23 protein-coding genes are annotated in these 25,307 nt (G+C 74.9%); 11 read left to right on the forward strand and 12 right to left on the reverse strand.

Features of this window, described 5'->3' with window-relative positions; all coding sequences use genetic code 11:
• Window positions 1–45 precede the first annotated feature (45 nt).
• The 4 genes from ACFVXN_RS02635 to secA all read left to right on the forward strand — a co-directional run bounded on the left by ACFVXN_RS02635 (window position 46) and on the right by secA (window position 6,143).
• Window positions 46–900: a ComF family protein gene (locus tag ACFVXN_RS02635; RefSeq protein ID WP_389226806.1), complete on the forward strand. Its 855-nt coding sequence runs from the start codon at window positions 46–48 to the stop codon at window positions 898–900.
• Window positions 901–1,067: 167 nt separating this feature from the next.
• Window positions 1,068–1,730: a ribosome hibernation-promoting factor, HPF/YfiA family gene (hpf, locus tag ACFVXN_RS02640; protein ID WP_389226809.1), complete on the forward strand. Its 663-nt coding sequence runs from the start codon at window positions 1,068–1,070 to the stop codon at window positions 1,728–1,730.
• Between the two features lie 130 nt (window positions 1,731–1,860).
• Window positions 1,861–3,177 carry a winged helix-turn-helix domain-containing protein gene (locus tag ACFVXN_RS02645; RefSeq protein WP_389226812.1) on the forward strand — a complete coding sequence of 439 codons (1,317 nt, stop codon included), beginning with the start codon at window positions 1,861–1,863 and terminating at the stop codon, window positions 3,175–3,177.
• 167 nt (window positions 3,178–3,344) lie between these two features.
• Complete coding sequence (gene secA / locus ACFVXN_RS02650) at window positions 3,345–6,143, forward strand: preprotein translocase subunit SecA (RefSeq protein WP_389226815.1); 2,799 nt, start codon at window positions 3,345–3,347, stop codon at window positions 6,141–6,143.
• A 218-nt stretch (window positions 6,144–6,361) separates the two neighbouring features.
• On the opposite strand, the gene ACFVXN_RS02655 is transcribed toward secA, so the two are convergent.
• Complete coding sequence (locus tag ACFVXN_RS02655) at window positions 6,362–7,159, reverse strand: Rv3235 family protein (RefSeq protein WP_389226818.1); 798 nt, start codon at window positions 7,157–7,159, stop codon at window positions 6,362–6,364.
• 227 nt (window positions 7,160–7,386) lie between these two features.
• On the opposite strand from ACFVXN_RS02655, the gene ACFVXN_RS02660 reads away from it, so the two are divergent.
• Complete coding sequence (locus ACFVXN_RS02660; RefSeq protein ID WP_389226821.1) at window positions 7,387–7,872, forward strand: DUF6912 family protein; 486 nt, start codon at window positions 7,387–7,389, stop codon at window positions 7,870–7,872.
• Window positions 7,873–7,892: 20 nt separating this feature from the next.
• On the opposite strand, the gene hisN is transcribed toward ACFVXN_RS02660, so the two are convergent.
• From hisN to ACFVXN_RS02680, 4 genes are all read right to left on the reverse strand, one after another.
• The gene (hisN, locus tag ACFVXN_RS02665; protein WP_389226824.1) at window positions 7,893–8,687 is read right to left on the reverse strand and encodes a histidinol-phosphatase; all 795 of its coding nucleotides are present in this window, start codon (window positions 8,685–8,687) and stop codon (window positions 7,893–7,895) included.
• A 10-nt stretch (window positions 8,688–8,697) separates the two neighbouring features.
• A complete protein-coding gene (gene rsgA, locus ACFVXN_RS02670; protein ID WP_389226827.1) occupies window positions 8,698–9,798 on the reverse strand; it encodes a ribosome small subunit-dependent GTPase A in 1,101 nt (366 codons plus the stop codon).
• A gap of 16 nt (window positions 9,799–9,814) precedes the next feature.
• On the reverse strand, window positions 9,815–11,122 hold the full coding sequence (gene aroA, locus ACFVXN_RS02675) for a 3-phosphoshikimate 1-carboxyvinyltransferase (RefSeq protein ID WP_389226830.1): 1,308 nt from the start codon (window positions 11,120–11,122) through the stop codon (window positions 9,815–9,817).
• 72 nt (window positions 11,123–11,194) lie between these two features.
• Window positions 11,195–11,773, reverse strand: coding sequence for a DoxX family protein (locus tag ACFVXN_RS02680; RefSeq protein ID WP_389226833.1), 579 nt, complete (start codon window positions 11,771–11,773; stop codon window positions 11,195–11,197).
• A 137-nt stretch (window positions 11,774–11,910) separates the two neighbouring features.
• On the opposite strand from ACFVXN_RS02680, the gene ACFVXN_RS02685 reads away from it, so the two are divergent.
• Both ACFVXN_RS02685 and rsrA read left to right on the forward strand, forming a co-directional pair.
• Window positions 11,911–12,669, forward strand: a complete 759-nt coding sequence (locus ACFVXN_RS02685; RefSeq protein WP_389226836.1) for a sigma-70 family RNA polymerase sigma factor — start codon at window positions 11,911–11,913, stop codon at window positions 12,667–12,669.
• Window positions 12,666–12,959: a mycothiol system anti-sigma-R factor gene (rsrA, locus tag ACFVXN_RS02690; RefSeq protein WP_389226839.1), complete on the forward strand. Its 294-nt coding sequence runs from the start codon at window positions 12,666–12,668 to the stop codon at window positions 12,957–12,959. Before ACFVXN_RS02685 ends, rsrA begins: the two co-directional genes overlap by 4 nt.
• A 93-nt stretch (window positions 12,960–13,052) precedes the next feature.
• Here the strand turns inward: rsrA and ACFVXN_RS02695 are convergent, their stop codons facing one another.
• The gene (locus tag ACFVXN_RS02695) at window positions 13,053–13,127 is read right to left on the reverse strand and encodes a 50S ribosomal protein bL37 (RefSeq protein ID WP_123371254.1); all 75 of its coding nucleotides are present in this window, start codon (window positions 13,125–13,127) and stop codon (window positions 13,053–13,055) included.
• A gap of 137 nt (window positions 13,128–13,264) precedes the next feature.
• On the opposite strand from ACFVXN_RS02695, the gene ACFVXN_RS02700 reads away from it, so the two are divergent.
• The 3 genes from ACFVXN_RS02700 (at window position 13,265) to ACFVXN_RS02710 (ending at window position 15,950) form a co-directional block, all read left to right on the forward strand.
• Window positions 13,265–14,353, forward strand: coding sequence for a type IV pilus twitching motility protein PilT (locus tag ACFVXN_RS02700; RefSeq protein WP_389226842.1), 1,089 nt, complete (start codon window positions 13,265–13,267; stop codon window positions 14,351–14,353).
• A 116-nt stretch (window positions 14,354–14,469) separates the two neighbouring features.
• Window positions 14,470–15,312: a DUF4097 domain-containing protein gene (locus ACFVXN_RS02705; RefSeq protein ID WP_389226845.1), complete on the forward strand. Its 843-nt coding sequence runs from the start codon at window positions 14,470–14,472 to the stop codon at window positions 15,310–15,312.
• Entirely contained in the window at window positions 15,312–15,950 is a 639-nt protein-coding gene (locus ACFVXN_RS02710; protein WP_389226848.1) for a PadR family transcriptional regulator, read from the forward strand. Before ACFVXN_RS02705 ends, ACFVXN_RS02710 begins: the two co-directional genes overlap by 1 nt.
• Window positions 15,951–15,994: 44 nt before the next feature.
• Here the strand turns inward: ACFVXN_RS02710 and ACFVXN_RS02715 are convergent, their stop codons facing one another.
• Together ACFVXN_RS02715 and ACFVXN_RS02720 are read right to left on the reverse strand one after the other, a co-directional pair.
• A complete protein-coding gene (locus ACFVXN_RS02715) occupies window positions 15,995–16,594 on the reverse strand; it encodes a GDSL-type esterase/lipase family protein (protein WP_389226851.1) in 600 nt (199 codons plus the stop codon).
• A gap of 125 nt (window positions 16,595–16,719) precedes the next feature.
• Window positions 16,720–16,875 (reverse strand): hypothetical protein, encoded by a 156-nt coding sequence (locus ACFVXN_RS02720; protein ID WP_389226854.1) that lies wholly within the window; start codon window positions 16,873–16,875, stop codon window positions 16,720–16,722.
• Window positions 16,876–16,968: 93 nt separating this feature from the next.
• Between ACFVXN_RS02720 and ACFVXN_RS02725 the strand changes: the two genes are divergently transcribed.
• A complete protein-coding gene (locus ACFVXN_RS02725) occupies window positions 16,969–17,943 on the forward strand; it encodes a GlxA family transcriptional regulator (protein WP_389226857.1) in 975 nt (324 codons plus the stop codon).
• 151 nt (window positions 17,944–18,094) lie between these two features.
• On the opposite strand, the gene ACFVXN_RS02730 is transcribed toward ACFVXN_RS02725, so the two are convergent.
• From ACFVXN_RS02730 to ACFVXN_RS02745, 4 genes are all read right to left on the reverse strand, one after another.
• Entirely contained in the window at window positions 18,095–21,997 is a 3,903-nt protein-coding gene (locus tag ACFVXN_RS02730) for a multifunctional oxoglutarate decarboxylase/oxoglutarate dehydrogenase thiamine pyrophosphate-binding subunit/dihydrolipoyllysine-residue succinyltransferase subunit (protein ID WP_389226860.1), read from the reverse strand.
• A gap of 328 nt (window positions 21,998–22,325) precedes the next feature.
• On the reverse strand, window positions 22,326–23,144 hold the full coding sequence (locus ACFVXN_RS02735) for an ABC transporter permease (protein WP_389226863.1): 819 nt from the start codon (window positions 23,142–23,144) through the stop codon (window positions 22,326–22,328).
• Window positions 23,141–24,148 carry an ABC transporter ATP-binding protein gene (locus tag ACFVXN_RS02740; protein WP_389226866.1) on the reverse strand — a complete coding sequence of 336 codons (1,008 nt, stop codon included), beginning with the start codon at window positions 24,146–24,148 and terminating at the stop codon, window positions 23,141–23,143. The genes ACFVXN_RS02735 and ACFVXN_RS02740 overlap by 4 nt, the downstream gene beginning before the upstream one ends.
• Window positions 24,149–24,229: 81 nt before the next feature.
• A complete protein-coding gene (locus tag ACFVXN_RS02745; RefSeq protein WP_389227843.1) occupies window positions 24,230–25,285 on the reverse strand; it encodes a sensor histidine kinase in 1,056 nt (351 codons plus the stop codon).
• Window positions 25,286–25,307: the final 22 nt, after the last annotated feature.

Raw genomic sequence — 25,307 nt, forward strand, 5'->3', positions numbered from 1 at the left:
GACGACGCCCGGGCGCGTGCGGGCCACGGGTGCACGGTGGGCCGCATGCCGATCACCGACCGCGTCCCGGTCCCCGCCCCCACCGCCGGACCCGACCAGCCCGACCAGCCCGACCAACCCGACCAACCCGACCAGGTGCGGCTCCGCCCGGCCCTCGCGCTGCTCGACCTCGTCCTGCCGGTGACCTGCGCCGGCTGCGGGAGGCCCGGGCCCGCGCTGTGCCCACGCTGCCTCGGCCGCTGGTCCGGGCCGCCCCGGCGCTGCGAGCACGGCGCCGCGCGCCTCGACCGGATGGACGGCACGGTGCTCCCGGTGTGGGCGCTCGCGGCCAACGACGGGCCGGTGCGCCGGGCGGTGGTCGCCTGGAAGGACGGCGGGCGGGCGGACGTGACCCCGTGGTTCGCAGAGCTCGCGGGCCGGGCGGCGCGATGGCTCGTGGCCGGTGCCCCGGGCTCGGGCGTCGATCCAGCCGGCGGGGCGTTGCGCGGCCCGGTCGTCGTGGTGCCCGCCCCGCCGTCCCGTCGCGGGCACGCGGCGCGCGGCGAGGACCTGGTGGCGGCGCTCGCCCGAGCGTGCGCCGCCCGCGCGTCGCCGGGCTCGACGACGTCGCGCGCGCTGCGGCTCGCCGGGCGGGGGCGGGACCAGGTCGGGCTGGGGCTGCGCGCCCGCGCGGCCAACCTCGACGGCCGGGTCCGCGTGCGTCCGCGGGTCCGCGCGGCGCTCGTCGGGGCCCGCGTCCTGGTGGTCGACGACGTGCTGACGACGGGCGCGACCCTCGCCGCCTGCCGCACCGCCCTGGAGCGGGTGGGTGCGCAGGTCGCGGGCGGTCTGGTGCTCGCCGTCACCCGTCCGCCCGGCTCGCCGACCGCCTGGTTGGTCCGCGCGACGGACCCGGGCTAGCGTGGGGTCCCAGAGCAGTCGGGCGGCACTGTCGTCGCCCCGCTACGAGCACTCGGTGGGCCTGCGCCCGCACGAGGAGGTGGTGCCGGCAGTCCGCCCCACGAGGGCGTGAACAGCATGCTGCCGGGCGGGCAGGGTCCCGCCCCCGGACCTCCAGGAGGTATCCCATGGAGATCGTCGTCGCAGGTCGTCACACCGACGTCCCCGAGCGGTTCCGACGCCACGTCGAGGACAAGCTCGCCAAGCTCGAGCAGCTGGCGCCCCGCGCCCAGCGCATCGACGTCGAGGTGACCCACGAGCCCAACCCCCGGCAGGCCGCGGCCGCCGAGAAGGTGGAGCTGACCGTGGTCGGCAAGGGACCGGTGATCCGGGCCGAGGCGTGCGCGGACGACCGCTACGGGGCTTTCGACCTGGCGATCGACAAGCTGTCGGAGCGGCTGCGCCGAGCGCGCGACCGCCGCAAGAACCACCGCCGCACCCCGGTGCCGCCCACCGAGGCGCTGCCGCCGCTTCCGGAGCCGGAGCCCGAGGTCGAGCCCGCACCGCAGCGCTCCGAGGACGGCGTGCTGGAGACCACGCTCGGCGACTCGCCGGTCGTGATCCGCGAGAAGATCCACCTCGCCGAGCCGATGACCATCGACGACGCGCTCTACGAGATGGAGCTCGTCGGCCACGACTTCTTCCTGTTCGTCGACGCCGAGACGGCCCAGCCGTCCGTCGCGTACCGGCGCCGCGGCTGGAGCTACGGCGTCATCAAGCTCGACGCCGCCGTCACGACGACCGGCGGCACCGGCGGGGCCGCACCAGCGGGGGCCGCGGCCCAGCGCTGACCACCTGACCCGTGGGCCCTGCCCCACGGGCGCCGCGCCCGTCGACCCCCGTGGTCGGCGGGCGTGGTCGCGCGTGGACCCGCGCGCCGGCGGGCCGGTGCGTGTCGGTGCCCCGGTGCACGATGGGGCGATGACCAGCAGCCCTGTCGTCGCGCGGACCGGCACCGCGCACCGTCCCGCGGGCACCCTGTCGCTCGCCCAGGCGCGGCGGGTCGCCCTGCGCGCCCAGGGCCTGGACCGCCCGCGCGCGGAGCGACGCGGCCCCGCCACGATGCGGCACCTCCAGCAGGTGGTCGACCGCGTCGGGCTGCTGCAGATCGACTCGGTCAACGTGGCCGCACGCGCGCACCTCATGCCGACGTTCTCGCGGGTCGGCCCCTACGACCCGGCCCTGCTCGCCCGGGCGTCCGGCACGGCACCCCGGCGGCTCGTCGAGACCTGGGCGCACGAGGCCTCGTACGTCCCCCCGGAGACCTACGCGCTGCTGGGCTGGCGCCGGCGCGCCTACCGCGAGCACGCGTGGGGGGTGATCCGCGACGTCCCGCTGCGGCACTCGCCGCTGGTGGACGACGTGCTGGCGATGATCGCCGAGGACGGCCCACTCACCGCCAGCGAGGTGCACGCGCGCGTCGAAGGGCCGCAACCCCGGGACCGGACCGAGTGGGGCTGGAACTGGACCGCGGCGAAGCGGGTCCTGGAGTACCTGTTCTTCACCGGCCAGGTCGCCTCCGCTCGGCGGAACGCGCAGTTCGAACGCTGCTACGACCTCGTCGAGCGCGTGCTGCCCGCGCACGTGCTGGCGGCGCCGGAGCCCGACGACGACGACGCCCTGCGTGAGCTGCTGCGGATCGCGGCGCGCGCGCACGGCGTCGCCACGGAACGCTGCCTGCTCGACTACTTCCGGCTGCGCGGCCCGCGTGCGAAGGGGCTCGTGGCGGACCTCGTCGAGGAAGGCACGCTCGTGCCGGTCGCGGTCGCCGGGTGGGACCGACCCGCGTACCTGCACGCGGCGGCGGACCTCCCGCGCCGGGCCACGGGCCGTGCGCTCCTCAGCCCCTTCGACCCCCTCGTGTTCGAGCGGCGCCGGTTGGAGGAGCTGTTCGGGCTGCGGTACCGGATCGAGATCTACGTGCCCGAGGCGCAGCGGGTCCACGGGTACTACGTGCTGCCGTTCCTCCGCGGGGAGCAGGTCGCCGCCCTGGTCGACCTCAAGGCCGACCGCCGGGCCGGCGTGCTGCGCGTGCACGCCGCGCACCTGCCCGACGCCGTCGGCGGCGCGCGGGGCGCCGGGGACGGGACTCCCGCCGAGGTCGCACGGGACCTCGCGGCCGAGCTGCGCCTGATGGCCGGGTGGCTGGCCCTGGACGACGTCGTCGTCGGGGACAGGGGCGGGCTGCCGCGCGGGACGCTCGCACCGGATCTCGCCTCGGCGCTCGCCGCGGGCTGACTGCGCACCGGGCCGGACCGACAACGGGGCGCCGCGCACCGCCCGGGTACCTACCTGGGTGTCCACGGCCACCGTGGCTCACCTACGATGGTCCGGGCTCGGCTGTGCGGTCGGGCTGCCAGGACGACGCACGTGGCCACGTGCGGCGCAGCGAGTCGGGAGTGCACGTGCCTGCGATCCTCGAGAAGGTCCTCCGCCTGGGCGAGGGACGGATCCTCAAGAAGCTGTCGGGCATCGCCCAGCAGGTGAACGCGCTGGAGGACAGCTTCACCTCGCTGTCGGACGCCGAGCTGCGCGAGGAGACCGACCGGTTCCGGGCCCGCCTCGAGGACGGCGAGAAGCTCGACGACATCATGGCCGAGGCGTTCGCCGCGGTCCGCGAGGCCGCACGACGCACCCTCGGTCAGCGTCACTTCGACGTCCAGCTCATGGGCGGCGCGGCGCTGCACCTCGGCAACATCGCCGAGATGAAGACCGGTGAGGGCAAGACGCTGGTCGCCACCGCCCCGGCCTACCTCAACGCGCTCACCGGCAAGGGCGTCCACGTCGTCACGGTCAACGACTACCTGGCGAGCTACCAGGCCGACCTCATGGGTCGCGTCTACCGGTTCCTCGGCCTGACCACGGGCGTCATCGTCAGCGGGCAGACGCCCGCCGAGCGCCGCGTGCAGTACGCCGCCGACATCACCTACGGCACGAACAACGAGTTCGGCTTCGACTTCCTGCGCGACAACATGGCGTGGAGCACCGACGAGCTCGTGCAGCGCGGCCACCACTTCGCGATCGTGGACGAGGTCGACTCGATCCTCATCGACGAGGCCCGCACGCCGCTCATCATCTCCGGCCCCGCGTCGGGCGACGCGAACCGCTGGTACGCCGAGTTCGCCAAGGTCGTGCGCCGGCTGCAGCCCGAGCGCGACTACGAGGTCGACGAGAAGAAGCGCACCATCGGCGTCCTCGAGCCCGGCATCGAGCGCGTCGAGGACTACCTCGGCATCGAGAACCTCTACGAGTCCCTCAACACCCCGCTGATCGGCTTCCTCAACAACGCCATCAAGGCGAAGGAGCTGTTCAAGCGCGACAAGGACTACATCGTCGACAAGGGCGAGGTGCTCATCGTCGACGAGCACACCGGCCGCGTCCTGCCGGGCCGCCGCTACAACGAGGGCATGCACCAGGCCATCGAGGCGAAGGAGGGCGTGACGATCAAGGCGGAGAACCAGACGCTCGCCACGATCACGCTCCAGAACTACTTCCGCCTGTACGACAAGCTCTCCGGGATGACCGGTACCGCCGAGACCGAGGCCGCCGAGTTCCAGGGCACCTACAAGCTCGGCGTGGTCCCGATCCACCCGAACCGCGGCATGCAGCGCATCGACCAGCCGGACCTCGTCTACAAGGCGGAGGAGGGCAAGTTCGACGCGGTCGTCGCGGACATCGTCGAGCGGCACGCGAACGGCCAGCCCGTCCTGGTCGGCACCACCAGCGTCGAGAAGTCCGAGCTGCTGTCCCGCAAGCTCCGCAAGGCGGGCGTCCCGCACGAGGTCCTCAACGCCAAGCAGCACGCCCGTGAGGCGTCGATCGTCGCGCAGGCCGGCCGCAAGGGCGCCGTCACGGTCGCCACCAACATGGCCGGCCGTGGCACCGACATCATGCTCGGCGGCAACGCCGAGTTCATGGCGGTCGCCGAGATGGCCTCGCGCGGGCTGGACGCGAAGGAGAACCCCGAGGAGTACGAGGCCGCCTGGCCGGAGGTCCTCGAGAAGGCCAAGGCCGCCGTCGCCGCGGAGCACGAGGAGGTCACCGAGCTCGGCGGTCTGTACGTGCTCGGCACCGAGCGGCACGAGTCCCGCCGGATCGACAACCAGCTCCGCGGCCGCTCCGGCCGTCAGGGCGACCCAGGCGAGTCCCGGTTCTACCTGTCGCTCCAGGACGACCTCATGCGCCTGTTCAACTCGGGTCTCGCCGAGTCGATGATGACCCGCGCGGGCTTCCCCGACGACATGCCGCTCGAGTCGAAGATCGTCACCCGCGGCATCCGGTCCGCGCAGTCGCAGGTCGAGTCCCGCAACTTCGAGATCCGCAAGAACGTGCTCAAGTACGACGACGTGCTGTCCCGGCAGCGCGAGGTCATCTACGAGCAGCGTCGCCGCGTCCTCGAGGGCGAGAACATGCAGGACCAGGTCGGGCACTTCCTGGACGACGTGCTGGACGACTACGTCACCGCGGCGACCGCGGGCGGGCACCCGGAGGACTGGGACCTCGAGCAGCTCTGGACCACGCTGAAGACGGTCTACCCGGTGTCCATCGAGGTCGACGAGGTCGTGGAGCAGGCCGGCGGCATCGGCCGGCTCACCCCCGAGCTGCTGAAGACCGAGCTGCTGTCCGACGCCCGCATCGCCTACGCGGAGCGGGAGGCGTCGCTCGGCGAGGACAACATGCGCCAGCTCGAGCGCCGCGTCGTGCTCTCGGTCCTGGACCGAAAGTGGCGTGAGCACCTCTACGAGATGGACTACCTCAAGGAGGGCATCGGCCTGCGCGCGATGGCCCAGCGCGACCCGCTGATCGAGTACCAGCGCGAGGGCTACCAGCTGTTCCAGGCGATGACGGACTCCATCAAGGAGGAGGCCGTCGGCTACCTGTACAACCTCGAGGTCAAGGTCGCCGACCCGGCAGCCGCCCAGGCCGAGGGCGCCGCCCCCGTCGCCGGGGGTGCGGCCGACGGCGGTCCGGTGCTCGTCGCGAAGGGGATCGACGGCCCGGAGCGGAAGGTCCCGCTGCAGTACTCCGCGCCCAGCGTGGACGGGGACGCCGGCACGACGGTGAGCCGGAGCGGCCGTCGTGCCGCTGCGCCCACCGGTGGTGCGGCGCCCGTCGCCGGTACGTCGGGTGAGGACGGCGCCGTCGAGGACGCCGGCAACCGCGAGGCGCGCCGCAAGGCCGCCAAGCAGCGCCGCCGCGACTGACGACCGCCGCCGCGGACTACGGCGCCCGTCCCTGCTCCGCGGGGACGGGCGCCGCTGCCGTGCGCGGCCGGACAGCACCGGCGGCTCGAGACAGCGCCGCCACGCCGAGACCGGCCGCCACGCCGAGACGGGGCCGTTGCGCCGAGACCGGACTCCCGCGGGCCCTGCCTCGGTGCGCAGGCCCTGCGTCGGCGGCCGACTGCGGGCGGCGGGACGCCTCAGCCGACGACGAGCGCGGCGGCGCGCCACCGCCCGCTGGCTCGGGTGAGCCGGACGGCCACGGCCCGCACACGGTCCAGGTGCGCGACGACCACCGACGCCTCGACGGCGTGCTCGTCGACCGGGCACGTGCGCAGGCGGCGCACGCTGGGCCTGCGAGGCCCGGAGCGTGCGGCCACGGCTCCGTCGCCGTCCGACGTCCCGGGTCGGGCGAGCGGGACGGACGCAGGGTCCCGTGGCGCGGCGAGCGCAGCGCGTCGGCTCAGGGAGTCGTAGACCTCCGGCGTCACCCAGCGCGCCAGCTGGGCGAGCGGGCGCGTCCCGGCGAGCACCTCGACCGCGGCGATCGCCACCATGCAGCACGCCTGCCGGACGTCGAGGGTGCCGGCGCCGCCCGGGGCGGTCCCCGGCGGCAGCGCCGGGAGCGGGACCGGAGCGCGGACGTCGCCCATCTCGGGCGCCGCGTGGCTGTACGCCGCGAGCCTGGCCGTACCGAGTCGCACGACCTCGGGGGCGCAGGCGCCGACCCCGGCGTCGACCGCGAGAGCGGTGGGACGCGCGCGACGCGCGGGCCGGGGGCGCACGCGGGGGCCCGGCGGCGACGCGCTCCCGGGTGCCACCCTGCGCGGGTCGCCCTCGGGCGAGGGGGCACGCACGGGCGCCACGGCGGCGGGCCGTGCGGGTTCGGCCGGCAGCACGGCACCGGGCAGCACGGCACCGGCCAGAACGGGCTCGGGCAGCACGGGCGCCGGCACCTTGGGCGCCGGCACCACGCGGACGTCCACCGCGGTGCTCATCGGCGGGTGCGCGGGTTCGGGGGCGGCAGGTGGGGGGTCCTCATGGTGTCCTCCGTCGTCGGGTGGTCCGCAAGCGTGGGGCTGGTCTACCGGTCCCGCACCCGTCCGTCCAGACCGACTTCGTCGCCTGTGGACGACGCTCGGCGTGTCTCGCTGCGACCTACGGAGATCGCCCCGGTTGGTCCCGAAGTGCGCCGATGGCATCGCCGACCGGGCACACTGGACCCGTGCGCCTCTACCTGCCTGCGACCCTGGACGAGCTCGACGACCTGCTGCGCGACCGCGCGCCCCTCGCCGCGCCTCGACGCGCGCACGCGGTGACCCCCGCGCTCGTCGCGCTGCTGCCCGAGGAGGACGAGGAGGGCGTCGAGTTCGCCGCCCAGCTGATGGCCGCCGACGACGCCCTGGTGCTGCTGGCCTCTCGTCCCGACGCGCCCGGCCTGCGCCTGGTCGTCACGGTCGAGGTGCCGGACGACGCCGTGGGGGAGGCCGTGGCCGACGACGGCGGCGACGTGGACGACGAGCCCGCGACCCTGGTCACGCTCACGGCCCCGGTGACCCGTGCCGAGGTCGTCTGCGCGCACGTGGACGAGCCCGAGGCGCGGGCCGAGGTCGCCCGGGCGCTCGACGGGGACGACGCCGCGCTCGACGCGCTGGCCGAGCGCGACCTGCTCTGGTACGACGCGACCGAGCTGGACCGCATCCCGCGCTGACGTGGACGGCCGCCCGGCGGTCAGGCCTCCAGCAGCGGATCCAGCGCCTGGAGCGCCGCGTGGTGCAGGAGGCCGTTGGAGACCAGCGCGGACCCGCCGAACGGACCGTCCACGCCCTGCACCGAGGTGAACCGGCCGCCGGCCTCGGTCACGATCGGCACCAGCGCGGCCATGTCGTGCAGCGCGAGCTCGGGCTCGGCCGCCAGGTCCACGGCGCCCTCGGCGACCAGCACGTACGACCAGAAGTCGCCGTATCCGCGGGTGCGCCAGACCCGGCGGGTCAGGTCGAGGAAGTGGTCGAGCCGGCCGCGCTCCTCCCAGCCGCTCAGGCTGGAGTAGGACAGCGACGCGTCCTGCAGCCGGCCCACCTCGGAGACCTGGAGCCGGGTCGCGGCCGCGAGCGACCGCCCGGTCCACGCGCCGGAGCCCTGGGCCGCCCACCAGCGCCGCCCGAGCGCGGGGGCGCTGACCAGGCCGACGACCACCTCGTCGCCGTCGAGCAGCGCGATCAGCGTGGCCCACACGGGCACGCCGCGCACGAAGTTCTTGGTCCCGTCGATCGGGTCGACCACCCAGCGGCGCGGGCCGTGGCCGGTGTCCGCCATCTCCTCGCCGTGCACCGCGTCACGCGGGCGGGCGCGCGCCAGCTGGCCGCGGATCAGCTCCTCGGCGGCGCGGTCCGCGTCCGAGACGGGCGTGAGGTCGGGCTTGGTCTCGACGCGCAGGTCCTGCGCCTTGAACCGCGACATCGTCAGGTTGTCGACCTGGTCGGCGATCACGTGGGCGAGGCGCAGGTCGTCGTCGTACCGGGTCATGGGCACCAACCTAGCGTCGCCGTTCGGCCTCCGAGGCCTCGGCCACCGGGTCGGCGGCCCCCGTGCGGCTGACCAGCAGCCGCCGGAACGAGTCGAGCCGCGCGGACCGGGCCTCGCGGGTCACGTCGTCCTGGGCGGCCCGGACCCAGTCGTCGAGCGCGCAGTCGGGGGCGTCGGAGGCGTGCGTGCAGCCGCGGGGGCACTCCTCGGCGACCTCCGCGAGGTCCGCGAACGCCCCGAGCAGGTGGTCCGGGTCGACGTGCGCCAGGCCGAACGACCGCACGCCGGGCGTGTCGATCACCCAGGTCCCCGGCGGGCCCGGGACGCGCAGCGCGACCGCGGACGTCGAGGTGTGCCGGCCGCGCCCGGTGACGTCGTTGACGACCCCGGTGGCGCGGTAGGCGTCCGGGACCAGGGCGTTGACCAGGGTGGACTTGCCGACGCCCGAGTGCCCGACGAGCACGGACGTGCGGCCGGCGAGGGCGTCGCGCAGGGTCTCGAGCCCGTCGATGCCCTCGGGTGCGCCGCCGCTCGCCGCGCCGTCCGCCGCCCAGCGGGTGACCACGACGCGCACGCCGATCGGCTCGTACATCTCCCGCAGCTCGGCGGGGTCGGCGAGGTCGGCCTTGGTGAGCGCGAGCAGCACCTGCATGCCGGCGTCGTAGGCGGCGACGACGCAGCGGTCGATCATCCGGGTCCGCGGTTCCGGGTCGGCGAGCGCCGTGACGACCACCAGCTGCTCGGCGTTGGCGACGATGACGCGCTCGACGGGGTCGGTGTCGTCCGCGGTCCGGCGCAGGACGGTGCTCCGGTCGGTGATCCGGACGATCCGCGACAGCGAGCCCGTCGACCCCGAGGTGTCGCCCACCAGGTCCACGAGGTCGCCGGGCACGACGCGCTCGCGCCCGAGCTCGCGGGCCTTCATGGCGATCGCCACGCGCTCGTCGGGCCCGTCGGGGTCGACCAGGACCGTGTAGCGGCCGCGGTCCACACCGGTGACCAGCGCGCGGTCGGCGTCGGCGTGCTCGGGCCGGGTCTTGGTGCGGGGTCGCGAGCCCCGGCGGGTGGGCCGGACCCGGATGTCCGACTCGTCGAGCGCCCGGCGCGCCACCGTCAGCGCCGCCCGGTCATGCGAGCATCCCGGACCACAGGCCGACGAAGTCGGGGATGGTCTTGGCGGTCGTCGCGACGTCCTCGACGAGCACGCCCGGCACCGCGAGCCCGATCATCGCCCCGAACGTGGCCATCCGGTGGTCGGCGTACGTCCGCACGGTCCCGCCGTGCAGCGGGCGCGGGGTGATGACGAGGCCGTCGGCGGTCTGCTCGGCCTGGCCGCCGAGCCGGGTGATCTCGGCCGACAGCGCGGCGAGGCGGTCGGTCTCGTGCCCGCGCAGGTGCGCGATGCCGCGCAGGCGGGTGGGGGAGTCCGCGAGGGCCGCGAGGGCCGCGACCGTCGGGGCGAGCTCGCCCGCGGCGTGCAGGTCGAGGTCGACGCCGCGGACCGAACCGGTCCCGGTGACGGACAGCACGTCGCCGTCGAGCCGCGTGGTCGCGCCCATCCGCTCGAGGATCCCCGGCAGCAGGCCGCCCGGCTGGGTGGTCGCGGCGGGCCACCCGGGAACGCGCACGGTGCCCCCCGCGATCAGCGCGGCGCACAGGAACGGGGCCGCGTTCGACAGGTCGGGCTCGACGCGGACGTCGCGCGCGGCGACGGGCCCCGGCTCGACCTGCCAGATCGTCGGCCGCGAGTCGTCGACCTCGACGCCAGCGGCCCGCAGCAGCGCGACGGTCATCTCGATGTGCGGCAGGCTCGGCAGCGTCGGGCCGGTGTGCCGGACGGTCAGCCCGCGCTCGAACCGCGCGGCGGCGAGCAGCAGGCCGGACACGAACTGCGACGAGCCGGACGCGTCCACGTCGACGGTGCCGCCCGCGACCGCGCCGGTGCCGGTGACCGTGAACGGCAGGTGCCCCGGCTCGCCGTGCTCGGCGACGTCGACGTCGAGCGCGCGCAGCGCCGTCAGGACCGGTCCCATCGGGCGGACCCGGGCGCCGGCGTCGCCGTCGAACCGCACGGCCCCGTCGGACAGCGCGGCGACGGCCGGCAGGAACCGCATCACGGTGCCGGCGAGCCCGCAGTCGACCGTCACGGGACCGGCGGCCGTCCCCGGGGTGACCAGCCAGTCGCCGGGGGCGGCGGGGTCGTCCTCGATGCGGGTGCCCAGCGCCCGCAGCGCGCGTGCCATCAGCAGGGTGTCCCGCGACCGCAGCGCGCCACGCAGGCGACCGGGCCCGTCGGCGAGCGCGGCCAGCACCAGGTACCGGTTGGTGAGCGACTTGGAGCCGGGCACCTCGACGGTCGCGTCGAGCGGCCCGTCGGCGGTGGGGGCGGGCCAGTCGGGGGCGGCGTCCGGCACGGCGACGTCGGGGGAGGTCATGCCCACCAGGTTATCGGCCCGGCCCGCACGCCCGCGGCGGCGTCCAGGGCGCGCGGGTGGTGCGTGACCGGCTCAGTGCACGGCGTCGGTGAGCTTCTGCTTCGCCGACCGCTGCGCCGCGGCAGCCGTCGCGGCAGCCGACGAGGCGGCGGCTGCCGCGGCCCGGGTCGCCCGGGCGTGCTCGACGCGCCACCGCATCCCGGGTCGCCCGGCGGTGTCGGCGGCGGCGATCAGCGCGCCGCCGGACAGGGACAGCCCGCGCAGGAACCGCGCCTTGCGGTCCTTCTTCTCCTGCTCGGTGAGGTGCGCCTTCTCGGAGCGCGACGGCGGGGCGTCGGCAGCGGCGAGCGGGAGCGTGAGCGCGGCGAGGGCGAGCGCACCCGTCCGCGGTGCCCGGCCGGTGGCGAGCAGCAGCGCCGCCAGCGCGGTCGCGCCGCCGTGCACGCGCACGACGAGCCGGAGCTGGGAGTCCGAGGGGTGCCGGTACGCGTCGAGCGCCCCGCCGAGCGCCCCCGCGGGCACCCGTGCCTCCAGGCGGCCGATCGCGTCGCGCGCGACGGCGACGTGCGGGGCGGGGCGGCGCAGGGCGTCGACGCCCTGGGTCAGGAACCACGACGCGAACAGCGGTCGGGCGATGCGGCGCAGCAGCATGACGTCCTCCTCGGGGTCGTCCGCGACGTGCGGACACCTGCGGATCAACCTAGCGGGGCGTGCCCGCCGCGTCCTGCCCGGGCGCTCTCGGGGCTCGACCGGGAATGCGCCGGGGGCCGGGCCGTGTTGGGACGACCATGAGCTGTTCCACCCTCGAGCGGCCGCTCGCCCCGGCCGCCTCCGTCGCCGTGCTGCCCCCACGGGCCGCCGGCGGCGCACCGCCCGTGCTCGGACTAGGCTCGGGGGTGATGAGCGAGGACACGACACGCGCCCCGGAGTCCGAGGACGACGCGGCGCGCAGCGAGCGGTTCGAGGCCGAGGCGCTGGTCTACCTGGACCAGCTGTACGGCGCCGCCCTGCGCATGACGCGCAACCCCTCGGACGCCGAGGACCTGGTCCAGGAGACGTTCGCGAAGGCGTTCGCCGCGTTCCACCAGTACCGCCCGGGGACCAACCTCAAGGCGTGGCTGTACCGGATCCTCACGAACACGTTCATCAACACGTACCGCAAGAAGCAGCGCGAGCCGCAGCAGTCCCAGGCCGACGACATCGAGGACTGGCAGATCGCCCGCGCCGAGTCGCACACGTCGACCGGCCTGCGGTCGGCCGAGGCCGAGGCGCTGGACCACCTGCCGGACTCCGACGTGAAGGACGCGCTCGCGCGGCTGCCCGAGGACTTCCGGATGGCGGTGTACCTCGCGGACGTCGAGGGCTTCGCCTACAAGGAGATCGCCGAGATCATGGGCACGCCGATCGGGACGGTGATGTCCCGGCTGCACCGCGGGCGCGGGCAGCTCCGGGACATGCTGGCCGACTACGCCCGCGACCGCGGGCTCGTCGCGGCGACGCCGTCGGCACGGGAGCAGGGCACGGGAAGCGCAGGGGGGACGCGATGAAGGGGGACGACGCGGCAGCGGTGGCGCCGGGAGCCGAGGCGGGCTGCGGCCCGAACTGCGAGCAGGCCCTCGGCCGGCTCTTCGCCTACGTGGACAGCGAGCTGCCCGCCGACGACGCCGCCCAGGTGCGCGCGCACGTCGAGGACTGCCGGCCCTGCCTGGACGAGATGGCCGTCGAGACGATGCTCAAGGAGCTCGTGAAGCGGTGCTGCCAGGAGCAGGCGCCCGCGGACCTGCGGCTGAAGATCCACGCGCGGCTCACGGAGATCCGGGTCACCCGGACGGTCTGACGCCGCGGACGCGGACACGGCTGCGGACACGAGGAAGGGCCCGGTGCAGGTGCACCGGGCCCTTCGTCGTCGCTACGGCTGCGCCGGTGACGGTCAGGCGTTGGGACGCTTGCCGTGGTTGGCGGAGCTCCCGGCGCGGGAACGGCGCTTGCGGCCACGCTTGCTCATCGATCTCTCCCTGGTCAGGCTTCCGGCCGGACGGAGGATGCCCCGACGGCCCAGTGACTCCCCATCGTCCCACATCCGGGCGGGGTCGCCCGCACCGGTGCCTCAAGGACGGCCGCGTTCCGGCCGATGGGAGAGGGGTGACCGACCAGCCGCAGTCCGTGGTGCCCCTCCTGCACGCCCTCTCCCAGGCGGGCGGGTCCGACCTGCACGTGAAGGTCGGCTCCGAGCCGCGCGTGCGCGTCGACGGCCGCCTCCGCCGCCTCCAGGTGCCCAGCCTGACGCCGCGCGACACCGAGCACATGCTCGGCGAGGTGCTGCCCGACGAGCTCACGGAGACGTTCGTCCGCACCCACGAGGCGGACTTCGCGTTCTCGCTGTCGGGCGTCGGCCGGTTCCGCGTGAACGCCTACCAGGCCCGCGGCACCTACGGCATGGTGTTCCGCCTGGTCGCGATGGGCGCCGAGTCGCTCGCGGAGCTGGGCCTGCCCGAGGTGCTGGGCGAGCTGGCGCTGGAGCCCCGCGGCCTGGTGCTCGTCACCGGCCCGACCGGCTCGGGCAAGACGACCACGCTGGCGTCGATGATCGACCTGATCAACACGACGCGCGAGGCCAACATCGTCACGATCGAGGACCCCATCGAGGTCCTGCACCACGACAAGCGGGGGATCGTCTCGCAGCGCGAGGTCCGGCAGGACACGGCGGACTTCACCGTCGCGCTCCGCGCCGCGCTGCGCCAGGACCCGGACGTGATCCTGGTCGGCGAGATGCGTGACCTGGAGACCGTGCGGGCTGCGATGTCGGCCGCGGAGACCGGGCACCTCGTGCTGTCGACGCTGCACACGATCGACGCCGCGGAGTCCGTGAACCGGATCGTCGACTTCTTCCCGCCGCACGAGCAGCAGCAGATCCGTGTCGCGCTCGCGCAGTCGCTGCGGGGCATCGTCTCGCAGCGCCTGGCCCGTCGCGCCGACGGCCAGGGGCGGATCGCGGTGGTCGAGGTGCTCGTCAACACCGGGCGGACCGCGGAGGCGATCCTCGACCCCTCGAGCAGCGAGCCGCTGATCGACCTGATCCGCCAGGGCGACTACTACAAGATGCAGACCTTCGACCAGCACCTCGTCCGGCTCGTCGTGGACGGCACGGTGACGTTCGACGAGGCGCTCGCCGTGGCCACCAACCCGCAGGACCTCACGGTCGAGCTGCGGTCGGTCGGCCTCGTGTCCTGACGCCCGGGCCACGCCCGTGGGCGCCGGTCCCCTCGGGGGTCCGGCGCCCTTGTGCTGCCCGGGGCGGCGACGTACGGTGTCGGGACGCGATATATCTCGACACGGAGGAGCGCGGCATGGCCACGGAGTCTTGGGTCGTCCTCGGCCCGCAGGTGATCGACGTCGACGACGTGCGCTCGGTGCGCGTCCAGGTGAACGGCGGGCGGGTGGACGTCGTGGCGCACGAGGACCCTGCGCGGACCGACGTGCGGATCGAGGTGCACCGGGTCGACGGGCTGCCGCTGGAGGTCACCTACGCCGACGGGGCGCTGTGGGCGGGGGTGCGGTCGGTGACGGGGCTCGACGGCTTCCTCGACCGGCTCCGCGGCCCCCGACAGCGTGACGGCGTCGACGTGCACCTGGCGGTCCCGCGCGCGGTCGCCGCGTCGATCTCCTCGGTGAACGCCGACCTGCTGCTGACCGGGGTCCAGCAGGACGCGTCGGTGTCGACGGTCGGCGGGAGCGTGCTCGTCGACGGGACCCGGGGCGCGCTGACGGCCAAGAGCGTGTCGTCCGACGTCGTCGTGCGGGACCACGCGGGCGACCTGAACGTCGCCACCGTGTCGGGGGCGGCGACCGCAGCCGGGGCCCTGTCCCGGGTCACGGTCACGACCGTGTCGGGCGAGGTCACGCTGGACTGCCTCGCCGCGACGTCGGTGTGCCACGCACGCACCGTCTCGGGCGACGTCGCCGTGCGGCTCCCCGCAGGGCACGGCGTCGCCATCGAGGCGCGCAGCGTGTCGGGCCGGGTCGTGGTCGACGGGGTGGAGCACGGCGACCGGCGCCCCGGGCGGACCAGCCTCGACCTGCGCGACCCGCAGGCGACCTGCTACGTCTACGCCCAGACGGTCTCCGGGCACCTCACCGTGCTGCACGGTGCGCCCCTGGCCGAGCCGGTCGTGCCGCCCGCCGCGGGCTGATGGCGGTCTTCGGGCACGGGCAGCTGCGGCTCTACCTGCTCTCGCTGCTCGCGACCGGACCGCGGCACGGGTACGAGCTCATCACCGCGCTGTCGGACCGGTTCGGCGGCACGTACCGGCCGAGCGCGGGGACGATCTACCCCCGGCTGGCCCGCCTCGAGGAGGAGGGCCTGGTCGAGCGGACCGCGGCCGGGCGCAAGACGCTCTACGCGCTCACCGAGCGAGGGCACCGGGAGCTCGCCGACCACGGCGAGGAGCTGACGCTCCTGGAGCGCGAGCTCGCGGCCACCGTGCGGGACCTCGCCGCACGGGTGCGCGCCGAGGTGGCGGGGTCGATGGCGGGGATGCGCGCCGACGTCGCCGCGGCCGCCCAGCAGGCGCGGGCCGTGGCTGCCCAGCAGGCGCGGTCGGACGAGGGTCACGCGGGGGAGACCCCGACCGCGCGTGCGCGGCGCCGGTCGCAGTCGCGCGACCGTCGGGTGCAGGTCGAGACCGAGCTGGCGACGTTCCGAGCGGAGGTGCGCGCCGCGCTCCGCGAGGCCGACGCGCGCGGGGAGGTCCCGGCGCTGACCGTGGACACCGTGCGGACCGTGCTCGCCAGCGCCCGGTCGGCCATCACGGCGACCCTGCCCCGCTGAGCCGGGTGCTGCCGCGCGGGGCCGGGTGCTGCCGTGCCAGGCCGTCAGACCACGTCCTCCGGCAGGCCGAGCCAGGCGTTCCAGTGCGAGTGCAGGACCAGCCACGCCATCAGCCCGTAGCCGGCCTGGCCGGGGAGCGACCCGTCGCCCGCGGCGAGGTCGGCGAGCCACTGCTCGTGCCCGGCGAGCGGGCTGAACGTGTCGACGTAGGGCACGCGGCGCCGGGTCGTGACGTCGGCGAACGCGGCGGACAGGTCGGCGAGCACCGTGGGGTCGACGCCGGCGCCGGGCGGCGGGCCGACGACGAACGCGGGCACGCGGCGCTGCTCGGCGGCGTCGAGGATGTTCGCGAGGTTGAGCCGGCTGCGGGCCAGCGAGAGCCCGGTCAGCGCGTCGGCGCGGCCGAGGGCGACGACGAGGCGCGTGTCGGCCTCGGGGGAGACGCGACGCAGGACCTCGTCCTCCCACCGGGCGGACAGGCCGGAGGTCGACTCGCCCGGCACCGCGAGGGTGAGGACCGTCGGCGGCACGGGGGTCGTCGTGCGGGCTGCGACCCGGCCCACCCACCCGAGCGCCCGGGGGTCTCCGGCTCCCGCGGCCAGCTCGTCGCCGACCACCACCAGCCGCAGCGGCAGCTCGCCCACCTCGGTACCTCGTCCCTCGTCCGTCGTGCGTGCGGCGCGGCCCGGCGGGAGCGCCCGGCCCAGTGTCGCAGGGCCGTGCCGCCGACGCGCAGCCGCCCCGCCGTGCGGGTGGCGAGCGGACGGGTTCAGCGGAGGTACGCGTCGGTGTCCTCGGTCCAGTCGTGGTGCGAGGCGGGTGGGCGGCGGGTGCCGGCGCCGTCGAGCCGGATCCAGTCGGCGAGGCGTGCGGCGAGCCACACGGTGAGGGTCAGCAGGGCCAGGGCGATCAGGAGTGCGGTCATGGCAGAAATCATGTGCCGGTCGAATACGCGCCACGAGTGGCAGGACAGCCGCACCCCATCGAGATCCCGCCAGTTCCGTGGCAGACTGCCCAGATGCTGCAACGCGTCGCCGCCATCGCGGTCCCCGGGGTGTCCGCCTTCGAGCTCGGGCTCGTGTGCGAGGTCTTCGGCATCGACCGGTCGGGCACGGGCGGGCCGACGTTCGACTTCACGCTCTGCACCCCCGAGCCCGGCCCGTTGCCGATGGACCCGGGTGGCCTGACCATCGAGATCGCCGCCGGGCTCGAGGCCGCGGCCGACGCGGACCTCGTCGTCGCCCTGCCGTTCAAGGCGCCCTACGTGCTGCCCGACGGCGTGGTGGACGCCCTGCAGGCCGCGCACGCACGCGGTGCCTGGGTGATGAGCATCTGCTCCGGGACGTTCGCGCTGGGGGAGGCCGGACTGCTCGACGGTCGTCGGTGCACCACCCACTGGATGTACGCCGACGACCTCGCCCGCCGGTTCCCGACCGCCGAGGTCGACCCCGCGGTGCTCTACGTCGAGGACCGCGGGGTGATCAGCAGCGCCGGAACGGCGGCGGGCATCGACGCCTGCCTGCACCTGATCCGCCGCGAGCTCGGGGCCCAGCAGGCCGCCGCCGTCGCCCGGCGGATGGTCGTGCCCCCGCACCGGGACGGCGGCCAGGCGCAGTACGTCGACACGCCGCTGCCCTGCGACGCCGACACCCTCGCGCCGCTGCTGGCGTGGATGACCGACCACCTCGACGAGGAGCTGACGGTCCCGGACCTCGCGTCGCGGGCGCTGATGTCCGAGCGGACGTTCGCCCGGCGGTTCCGCGCCGAGACCGGCACCACGCCCGCGGCCTGGGTGACCCGGCAGCGGCTCGTGCGCGCGCAGGAGATGCTCGAGCGCACCACCGTCGGCGTCGACGAGATCGCCCGCGCCAGCGGGTTCGGCAGCGCGGCGATCCTGCGGCACCACTTCAGCCGGGTCCTGGGCACCAGCCCGCAGGCGTACCGCCGCCAGTTCACCTGCGCGGACGACCCGGCCACGACTTCGGTCGCCTGACCCGCGCGCCGTCCAGCAGGCGCCGTCGCGCGCACCGAGACAGGACCGCCGCGCCGAGACAGGACTCCCGAAGGTCCTGACTCGACGCGGCGGTCCTGTCTCGGCGGGGCCGGCGAGGCCGGGTGGGGCCGGCGGGGTCGACGCCCCGCCGTCAGCGCTCGAACGCCGCCCGCAGCAGCTCGGCCTGCTCGGCCTGGTGCGCCTTCGCGGAGCCGGCGGCGGTGGACGCCGACGCCGGGCGGGACACCGCGCGGACCGGGGCGCCGACGACCTGCGGCATCGCGAGCGACACGTAGCCCCACGGGCCCTGGTTGCGGGGCTCGTCCTGCACCCACACCAGGTCGGCCCCGTCGAACGGCGCGAGCGCCGCCCGCAGGCCCTCGTGGTCGAGCGGGTACAGCTGCTCGAGCCGGACGATGGCCGTGCGGTCGTCGCCGAGCTTGTCCCTCTGGGCGACCAGGTCCCAGTAGAGCTTGCCGGAGCAGAGCAGCACCCGGTCCACGCGTCCGGCGTGCTCGGAGGCCACGGGGTCGCCGACCACCGGGCGGAACGTGCCGGAGGTGAACTCCTCGACCTTCGACGCGCCGGCCTTGAGGCGGAGCATCGACTTCGGGGTGAACACGACCAGCGGGCGCCGCGGTCGGGTGTAGGCCTGGCGGCGGAGCAGGTGGAAGTACGACGCGGGCGTGGTCGGCTGCGCGACCGTCATGTTGCCCTCGGCGCACATCTGCAGGAACCGCTCGATGCGGGCCGACGAGTGGTCCGGCCCCTGGCCCTCGTAGCCGTGCGGCAGCAGCAGCACGACGGAGGAGTGCTGGCCCCACTTCTGCTCGGCGGAGCTGATGAACTCGTCGATGACGGTCTGGGCGCCGTTGACGAAGTCGCCGAACTGCGCCTCCCAGAGCACCAGGGCGTCCGGGCGCTCGACGGAGTAGCCGTACTCGAACCCGAGCGCGGCGTACTCCGACAGCGACGAGTCGTAGACCCAGAACTTCGCCTGGTCCGCCGACAGGTAGAGCAGCGGCGTCCACTCGGCGCCGGTCTCCCGGTCGTGCAGGACGGCGTGCCGCTGCACGAACGTCCCGCGCCGGGAGTCCTGCCCGGCGAGCCGCACCGGGGTGCCCTCGATCAGCAGGGAGCCGAACGCGAGGATCTCGCCGAAGCCCCAGTCGATGCCGCCCTCGCGGGACATCTGCTCCCGCTTGGCCAGCAGCTGCGCGAGCTTCGGGTGGATGGTGAAGCCCTCGGGGGCGCGCACGTGCGCGGCCCCGATCCGCTCCAGCACCTTGCCGGGCACCGCGGTCTGCCAGCCGATGATGACGCCGGCGTCCTCGCGCTGGGACTCCGGGCGCTCCAGGCCGGCGACGGGCTCCGCGTCCGGGGACGGCGGCGTCCAGCCCTCCTCGCGGGTCTCCGCGAACACCCGCTCGAGCTGCGCCTGGTAGTCGCGCAGCACGTGCTCGGCCTCCTCCAGCGTGATGTCCCCGCGGGACACCAGCGCCTCGGTGTAGAGCTTGCGGACGGACCGCTTGGCCTCGATGAGGTTGTACATCAGCGGCTGGGTCATCGAGGGGTCGTCACCCTCGTTGTGCCCGCGGCGGCGGTAGCAGACCATGTCGATGATGACGTCGCGGTCGAACTGCTCGCGGTACTCGAACGCCAGCTCCGCGACCCGGACGCACGCCTCGGGGTCGTCCCCGTTGACGTGGAACACGGGCACCTGCAGGCCCTTGGCGATGTCGGTCGCGTACTGCGACGACCGCGAGGACGACGGGCCGGTGGTGAACCCGACCTGGTTGTTGATGACCAGGTGGATCGTGCCGCCGGTGCGGTAGCCGCGCAGCTGCGCGAGGTTGAGCGTCTCGAACACCACGCCCTGCCCCGCGAACGCCGCGTCGCCGTGCAGCAGGATCGGCAGCACGGAGAACCCGTCGCCGCCGAGGTCGATCCGGTCCTGCTTGGCGCGGACGATGCCCTCGAGCACCGGGTCCACGGCCTCCAGGTGCGACGGGTTGGCCGCCAGGTACACGCGGGTGCTGGCGCCCGACTCGGCGGTGAAGACGCCCTCGGTGCCGAGGTGGTACTTCACGTCGCCGGAGCCCTGCACCGACTTCGGGTCCTGGTTGCCCTCGAACTCGCTGAAGATCTGCCCGTAGGACTTGCCGGCGATGTTCGCGAGCACGTTCAGCCGGCCGCGGTGCGCCATGCCGATCGCGACCTCGTCCAGACCGCCCTCGGCCGCCCGGGACAGGATGGCGTCGAGCAGGGGGATCGCCGACTCGCCGCCCTCCAGGGAGAACCGCTTCTGCCCGACGTACTTGGTCTGCAGGAAGGTCTCGAACGCCTCGGCGGCGTTGAGGCGGCGCAGGATGCGCAGCTGGTCCTCGCGCGGGGTGGGGGCGTAGCCGGCCTCCAGCCGCTCCTGGAGCCAGCGGCGCTGGCGCGGGTCCTGCAGGTGCATGTACTCGATGCCGGTGGTGCGGCAGTAGGAGTCGCGCAGCAGCGCGAGCACCTGGCGCAGCGTGGCGCGCGGCTTGCCGGTGAACCCGCCGGTCGGGAACGTGCGGTCCAGGTCCCACAGCGACAGGCCGTGCGTCTGGACGTCCAGGTCCGGGTGCTTGCGCAGCCGGTAGGCCAGCGGGTCGGTGTCGGCCATGAGGTGGCCGCGCGACCGGTAGGCGTGGATGAGCTCGGCGATCCGGGCCGGCTTGATCGCCTCGGCGTCGGGGTCGTGCGACGCCTCCTTGACCCAGCGGATCGGCTCGTAGGGGACCCGCAGCGAGGCGAACACCCGGTCGTAGAAGCCGTCCTCGCCCAGGAGCTTGCGGGACAGGATGCGCAGGAAGTCGCCGGACTGGGCGCCCTGGATGACGCGGTGGTCGTAGGTCGACGTCACCGTCAGGACCTTCGACACGCCCATCCGGTTCAGCTGCTCGTCGGACGTGCCCTGGAACTCGGCGGGGTAGTCCATCGCGCCGACGCCGATGATCGTGCCCTGGCCCTGCATCAGGCGCGGGACGGAGTGCACGGTGCCGATGGTGCCGGGGTTGGTCAGCGACAGGGTGGTGCCGGCGAAGTCGTCCACGCCGAGCTTGCCGCCGCGGGCGCGCCGGACGACGTCCTCGTAGGCGGTCCAGAACTGCGCGAAGTCGAGCGTCTCGGCCTGCTTGATGCTCGGCACCAGCAGCTGGCGGGTGCCGTCGGGCTTGGCGAGGTCGATCGCCAGGCCGAGGTTGACGTGCGCCGGCGTGACGTAGCCGGGCTTGCCGTCGACGAGCGTGTAGGCGCTGTTCATCGCGGGCATCTCACCGACCGCCTCGACCAGCGCGAAGCCGATCAGGTGGGTGAACGAGATCTTCCCGCCCCGGCCGCGGGCCAGGTGGTTGTTGATGACGATGCGGTTGTCCACCAGCAGCTTCGCGGGGATCGCGCGCACCGACGTCGCGGTGGGGACCTCGAGGCTGGCCTCCATGTTGGTGACCACCCGGGCGGCGGGGCCGCGCAGGCGCTGCACCTGGTCCTCGCCGGTGGGGACCTGCTGCTCGGCCTCGCGCGCCGCCTTCGCCGCGGGGGCGTAGGGCGCGGTCGCGGGCTGGGCGGTCGCCACGGGCGACGCGGCCGGCACGGCCTGCTCGGGGTCGCGCGGGGCGGGCTGCTCCTGGGGTCGACCCGACTGCGGGGTCGGCGCCGGGGGGACCGGGTCGCCGGGCGCGGTGTGCGCGGGGCGCTCGGCCGCCGCCGGGGCGGGTGCCGTGACCGCCGGGGCGGAGGCAGCCGCGGGGGCGGCCGGCGCGGGGGGCGTCGGTGCGGGCGCAGCGGGTGGCGTCGCGGCCGCCCCGTCGTTCCCGGGTGCGCCGTCGCTCCCGGCGGCTCCGTCGGTCGCCACCGCGCCGTCGCCGCCCGGTGCGCCCGAGGTCGTCGCCGCGGGGTTCGACGGCTTGTAGCCCTCGAAGAAGTCCCACCACGCGGGGTCGACCGCGGTCTTGTCCTGGAGGTACTGCTCGTACAGCTCGTCCACCAACCACGCGTTCGCGCCGAAGTCGGCCCGGTTCACGTCTGGCTCCGCATGCTGGGACACGCGAGGATCGCCCACTTCCTCCGCGGCCGTGACCGCGTCTTCGCCGGATCAGTACGCGCCCAACCCTACGTCCTGACCGGACGTCATCTCCCCTCGGGAGCGGCGCGCCGCGGGTGGTTCACACGGTTGTCACACGACGGGTCGCCGGGGGGTGTCCCGCGTCCCATCTGCACGTCTACCCCGGGCATGGATCTGACCAACTCGGTCATGGCGGGGTCTGCGGGGCCCGGCGCCGGACGACGACGCCCCCGCCACCGGACCCGCGCGGGGTGGTGACGGGGGCGTGCGTCGACGGGCCGGGCGCTCAGGTGATGTCGCGCTTCAGCGTGGTCAGCCGGCCGAGCAGGGCCAGCAGCAGCGCGTAGCCGACGAGCACCGCGGCGCCCGCGACCGGACCGAGGATGTCCCCGGCGCCGCTCGCGGAGTAGAACGACCCGCCGCTGACGGCCTCGCCCGCCGCGCCGGGCAGGAACTTGGCGATCGGCGCGGTCGCGTCGCTCAGGGCCAGGCCCACGCGGGCGATCGGCTCGACGAACTGCGTGAACGCCAGGACCACCACGATCGCGACGACCTGGTTCGGCATCGCGAACCCGAGGCCGACGCCGAGCACGCACCAGACGGTCAGCGCGAGCGCGGTCCGGGCGATGATCGCCCAGATGCTCCCGTCGCCGAGCGAGGCGGGCGTGTCGGTCAGCGCGAACACCACCGCGCCGGCGCCGACGGTCGCGAGCGTCCCGAGGACGCCGTAGATCAGCCCCATCGGCACGCCCGCGGCGAGCTTGGCCGCGACGAACCGGGTCCGGTCCGGCTGCGCGAGCAGCGTCGGGGTCAGCGTGCGGTGCCGGAACTCGGCGGTGACCGACAGGACGCCGACCAGCAGCGGCAGCACGTAGCCGAGCGACGCGGGCAGCGTGTACACCGCGATCGCGACGTCCCGGTCGGCGAGGCCCTGCGGCGTGCCGGTCGTGGTCGGGCCGCCGGTCGCGGCGCCGCCGTCGAACGTGAACACGAACGCCATCAGGGCGCCCAGGAACACCATGTAGCCGACCATCACGATCAGCAGGACCCACCAGGTGCGGGTCGTGACGATCTTGCGGTACTCGGAGACCAGCGTGTCCTTCATCGCGCACCTCCGGCGGGCGTCGTCGTGGTGGCGTCGGGGCCGGCGGGCGCTCCGGGTGCTGCGGGCGCCGCGTGCGCGCCGTGCGGGCGGTCCGCGGGCCGGGGCGCGGTCAGGCGGAGGAACACGTCCTCGAGCCCGACCGCGTGCGGGGCGAGCTCGTGCAGCTCCAGGCCGGCGGCGAACGCCGCGTGGCCGACGGTCGACACGTCGGTGCCGACCAGCTCGGCCAGGCCGGGGCCCTGCGGCAGCGCCGCGCGCTGCCAGCCCGACCGGGCGACGAGGGCGTCGAGACCCGCGGCGTCGGGGGAGGCGACGCGGACCCGGGACTCCGCCAGGCGGCTGAGCTCCTCGAGGGTCGAGGCGTGCACCAGCCGGCCGCCGGCGATGATCACGACGTCGTCGACGGTCTGCTGGACCTCGGACAGCACGTGGGACGAGACCAGCACGGTGCGGCCCTGGGCGGCGAGGGCGCGCAGCAGGTCGCGCAGCCAGCGGATGCCCTCCGGGTCCAGGCCGTTCGCGGGCTCGTCGAGCAGCAGCACCGGCGGGTCGCCGAGCAGCGTCGTGGCGAGCGCGAGCCGCTGGCGCATGCCGAGCGAGAACCCGCCCACGCGGCGCTTCGCGGCGGCGCCGAGGCCCACGAGGTCGAGCACCTCGGCCGCCCGGGCGTCGGGCACACCGGCCTGCGGCGCGTAGACGCGCAGGTGGTCCAGGGCGGTGCGGCCGGGGTGGAAGTCGGCGGCCTCGAGCGCGGCGCCGAGCGTGCGCATCGGCCGGTCGAGCTCGGTGTAGCGGCGGCCCTGGATCGTCGCGGTCCCGCTGGTCGGCTGCACGAGCCCGAGCAGCATCCGCAGGGTCGTGGTCTTGCCGGCACCGTTGGGGCCGAGGAACCCGGTGACCCGGCCCGGGCGGACCGTGAAGCTCAGGTCGTCGACGGCTCGGACCTGGCCGAACGTCTTCGTGAGGTGCGAGACCTCGATGGCGTGCGTGGCGTCGGGTGGCATGCCTCGACCCTAGGAGGCGCGGGTGCGCCCCGACCATCCGTCGCGAGACGGGTCCTGCGGCTCCGTCCCGAGGGGGAGCGGTCAGAACGCCCCGGTAGCCGGTCGCGACGTGCGCCGGGACGGGAGCATCACCCGCATGGTGCACCCCGTGGGGGTGTCGGCGACCTCGACGGTGCCGCCGTGCAGCGTGACCGCCCAGCGGACGATCGACAGCCCGAGCCCGGTGCCCCCGGTCGAGATCTGCCCGGTGATCGCCGGGCTGTTGCCGCGGGCGAACCGCTCGAAGACCCGCTGCCGCTGGTCCGCGGCGATGCCGGGGCCCGCGTCCACGACGTCGAGCTGCACCCAGCCGCCGGCGCGGCGCGCCTCGAGGCGGACCTCGGACCCGCGGGGGGAGTGCCGCACCGCGTTCTGCACGAGGTTCGCCACCACCTGGTGCAGCCGCTCCCGGTCGGCGGGCAGGGTGAGGTCCGGCGGGTCGACGACGACGGGGAACGTCAGGTCCTTGGACGACCCGACGAGGCGACCCTCCTGGGCGGCCTCCTCGAGGAACTGCTGCATCGGGACGTCGGCGACCCGCAGGTCCACGGCGCCCGCCTCGAGCCGGGACAGGTCCAGGAGCGTCGCCACCAGGCGGCTGAGCCGCTGCGTCTGGGCGAGGGCGGCCCGCATCGCCTCCGGGTCGGGGTCGTCGACCCCGTCCACGATGTTCTCCAGCTGCGCCTGCAGGGCCGTGACCGGGGTGCGCAGCTCGTGGGACACGTTCGCGACCATCTCGCGGCGCACCGTGTCGGCCTGCTCCAGGTCGTCCGCCATCCGGTTGAACGCCTCGCCGAGCTGGCCGACCTCGTCGCGGCTGGTGGCGCGGACCCGCCGGCTGTAGTCGCCCGCGGCCATCGCCCGGGCGGCCGACGTCATCTCGCGCAGGGGCGAGGTCATGCCGCGGGCGAGGATCTGGGTCATCAGCAGGGCGATGACGATGACGATCGGGAACGTCCGCGTCGGTCCGAGGGCGTTGTTCAGGCCGAGCCAGGTGAGCATCGCCGCGACGAACACCGCGGCGGCCACCAGGACGCCGAGCTTGATCTTGATCGAGCGCAGCCGGTCCAGCGGGCGCACGTCGGGCAGGCGGCCCATCCGCGCCGCGCGCTGGTGCCGC

Origin of the sequence: Cellulomonas sp. NPDC058312 (assembly GCF_042880135.1) — a bacterium.
GTDB lineage: Bacteria > Actinomycetota > Actinomycetes > Actinomycetales > Cellulomonadaceae > Cellulomonas.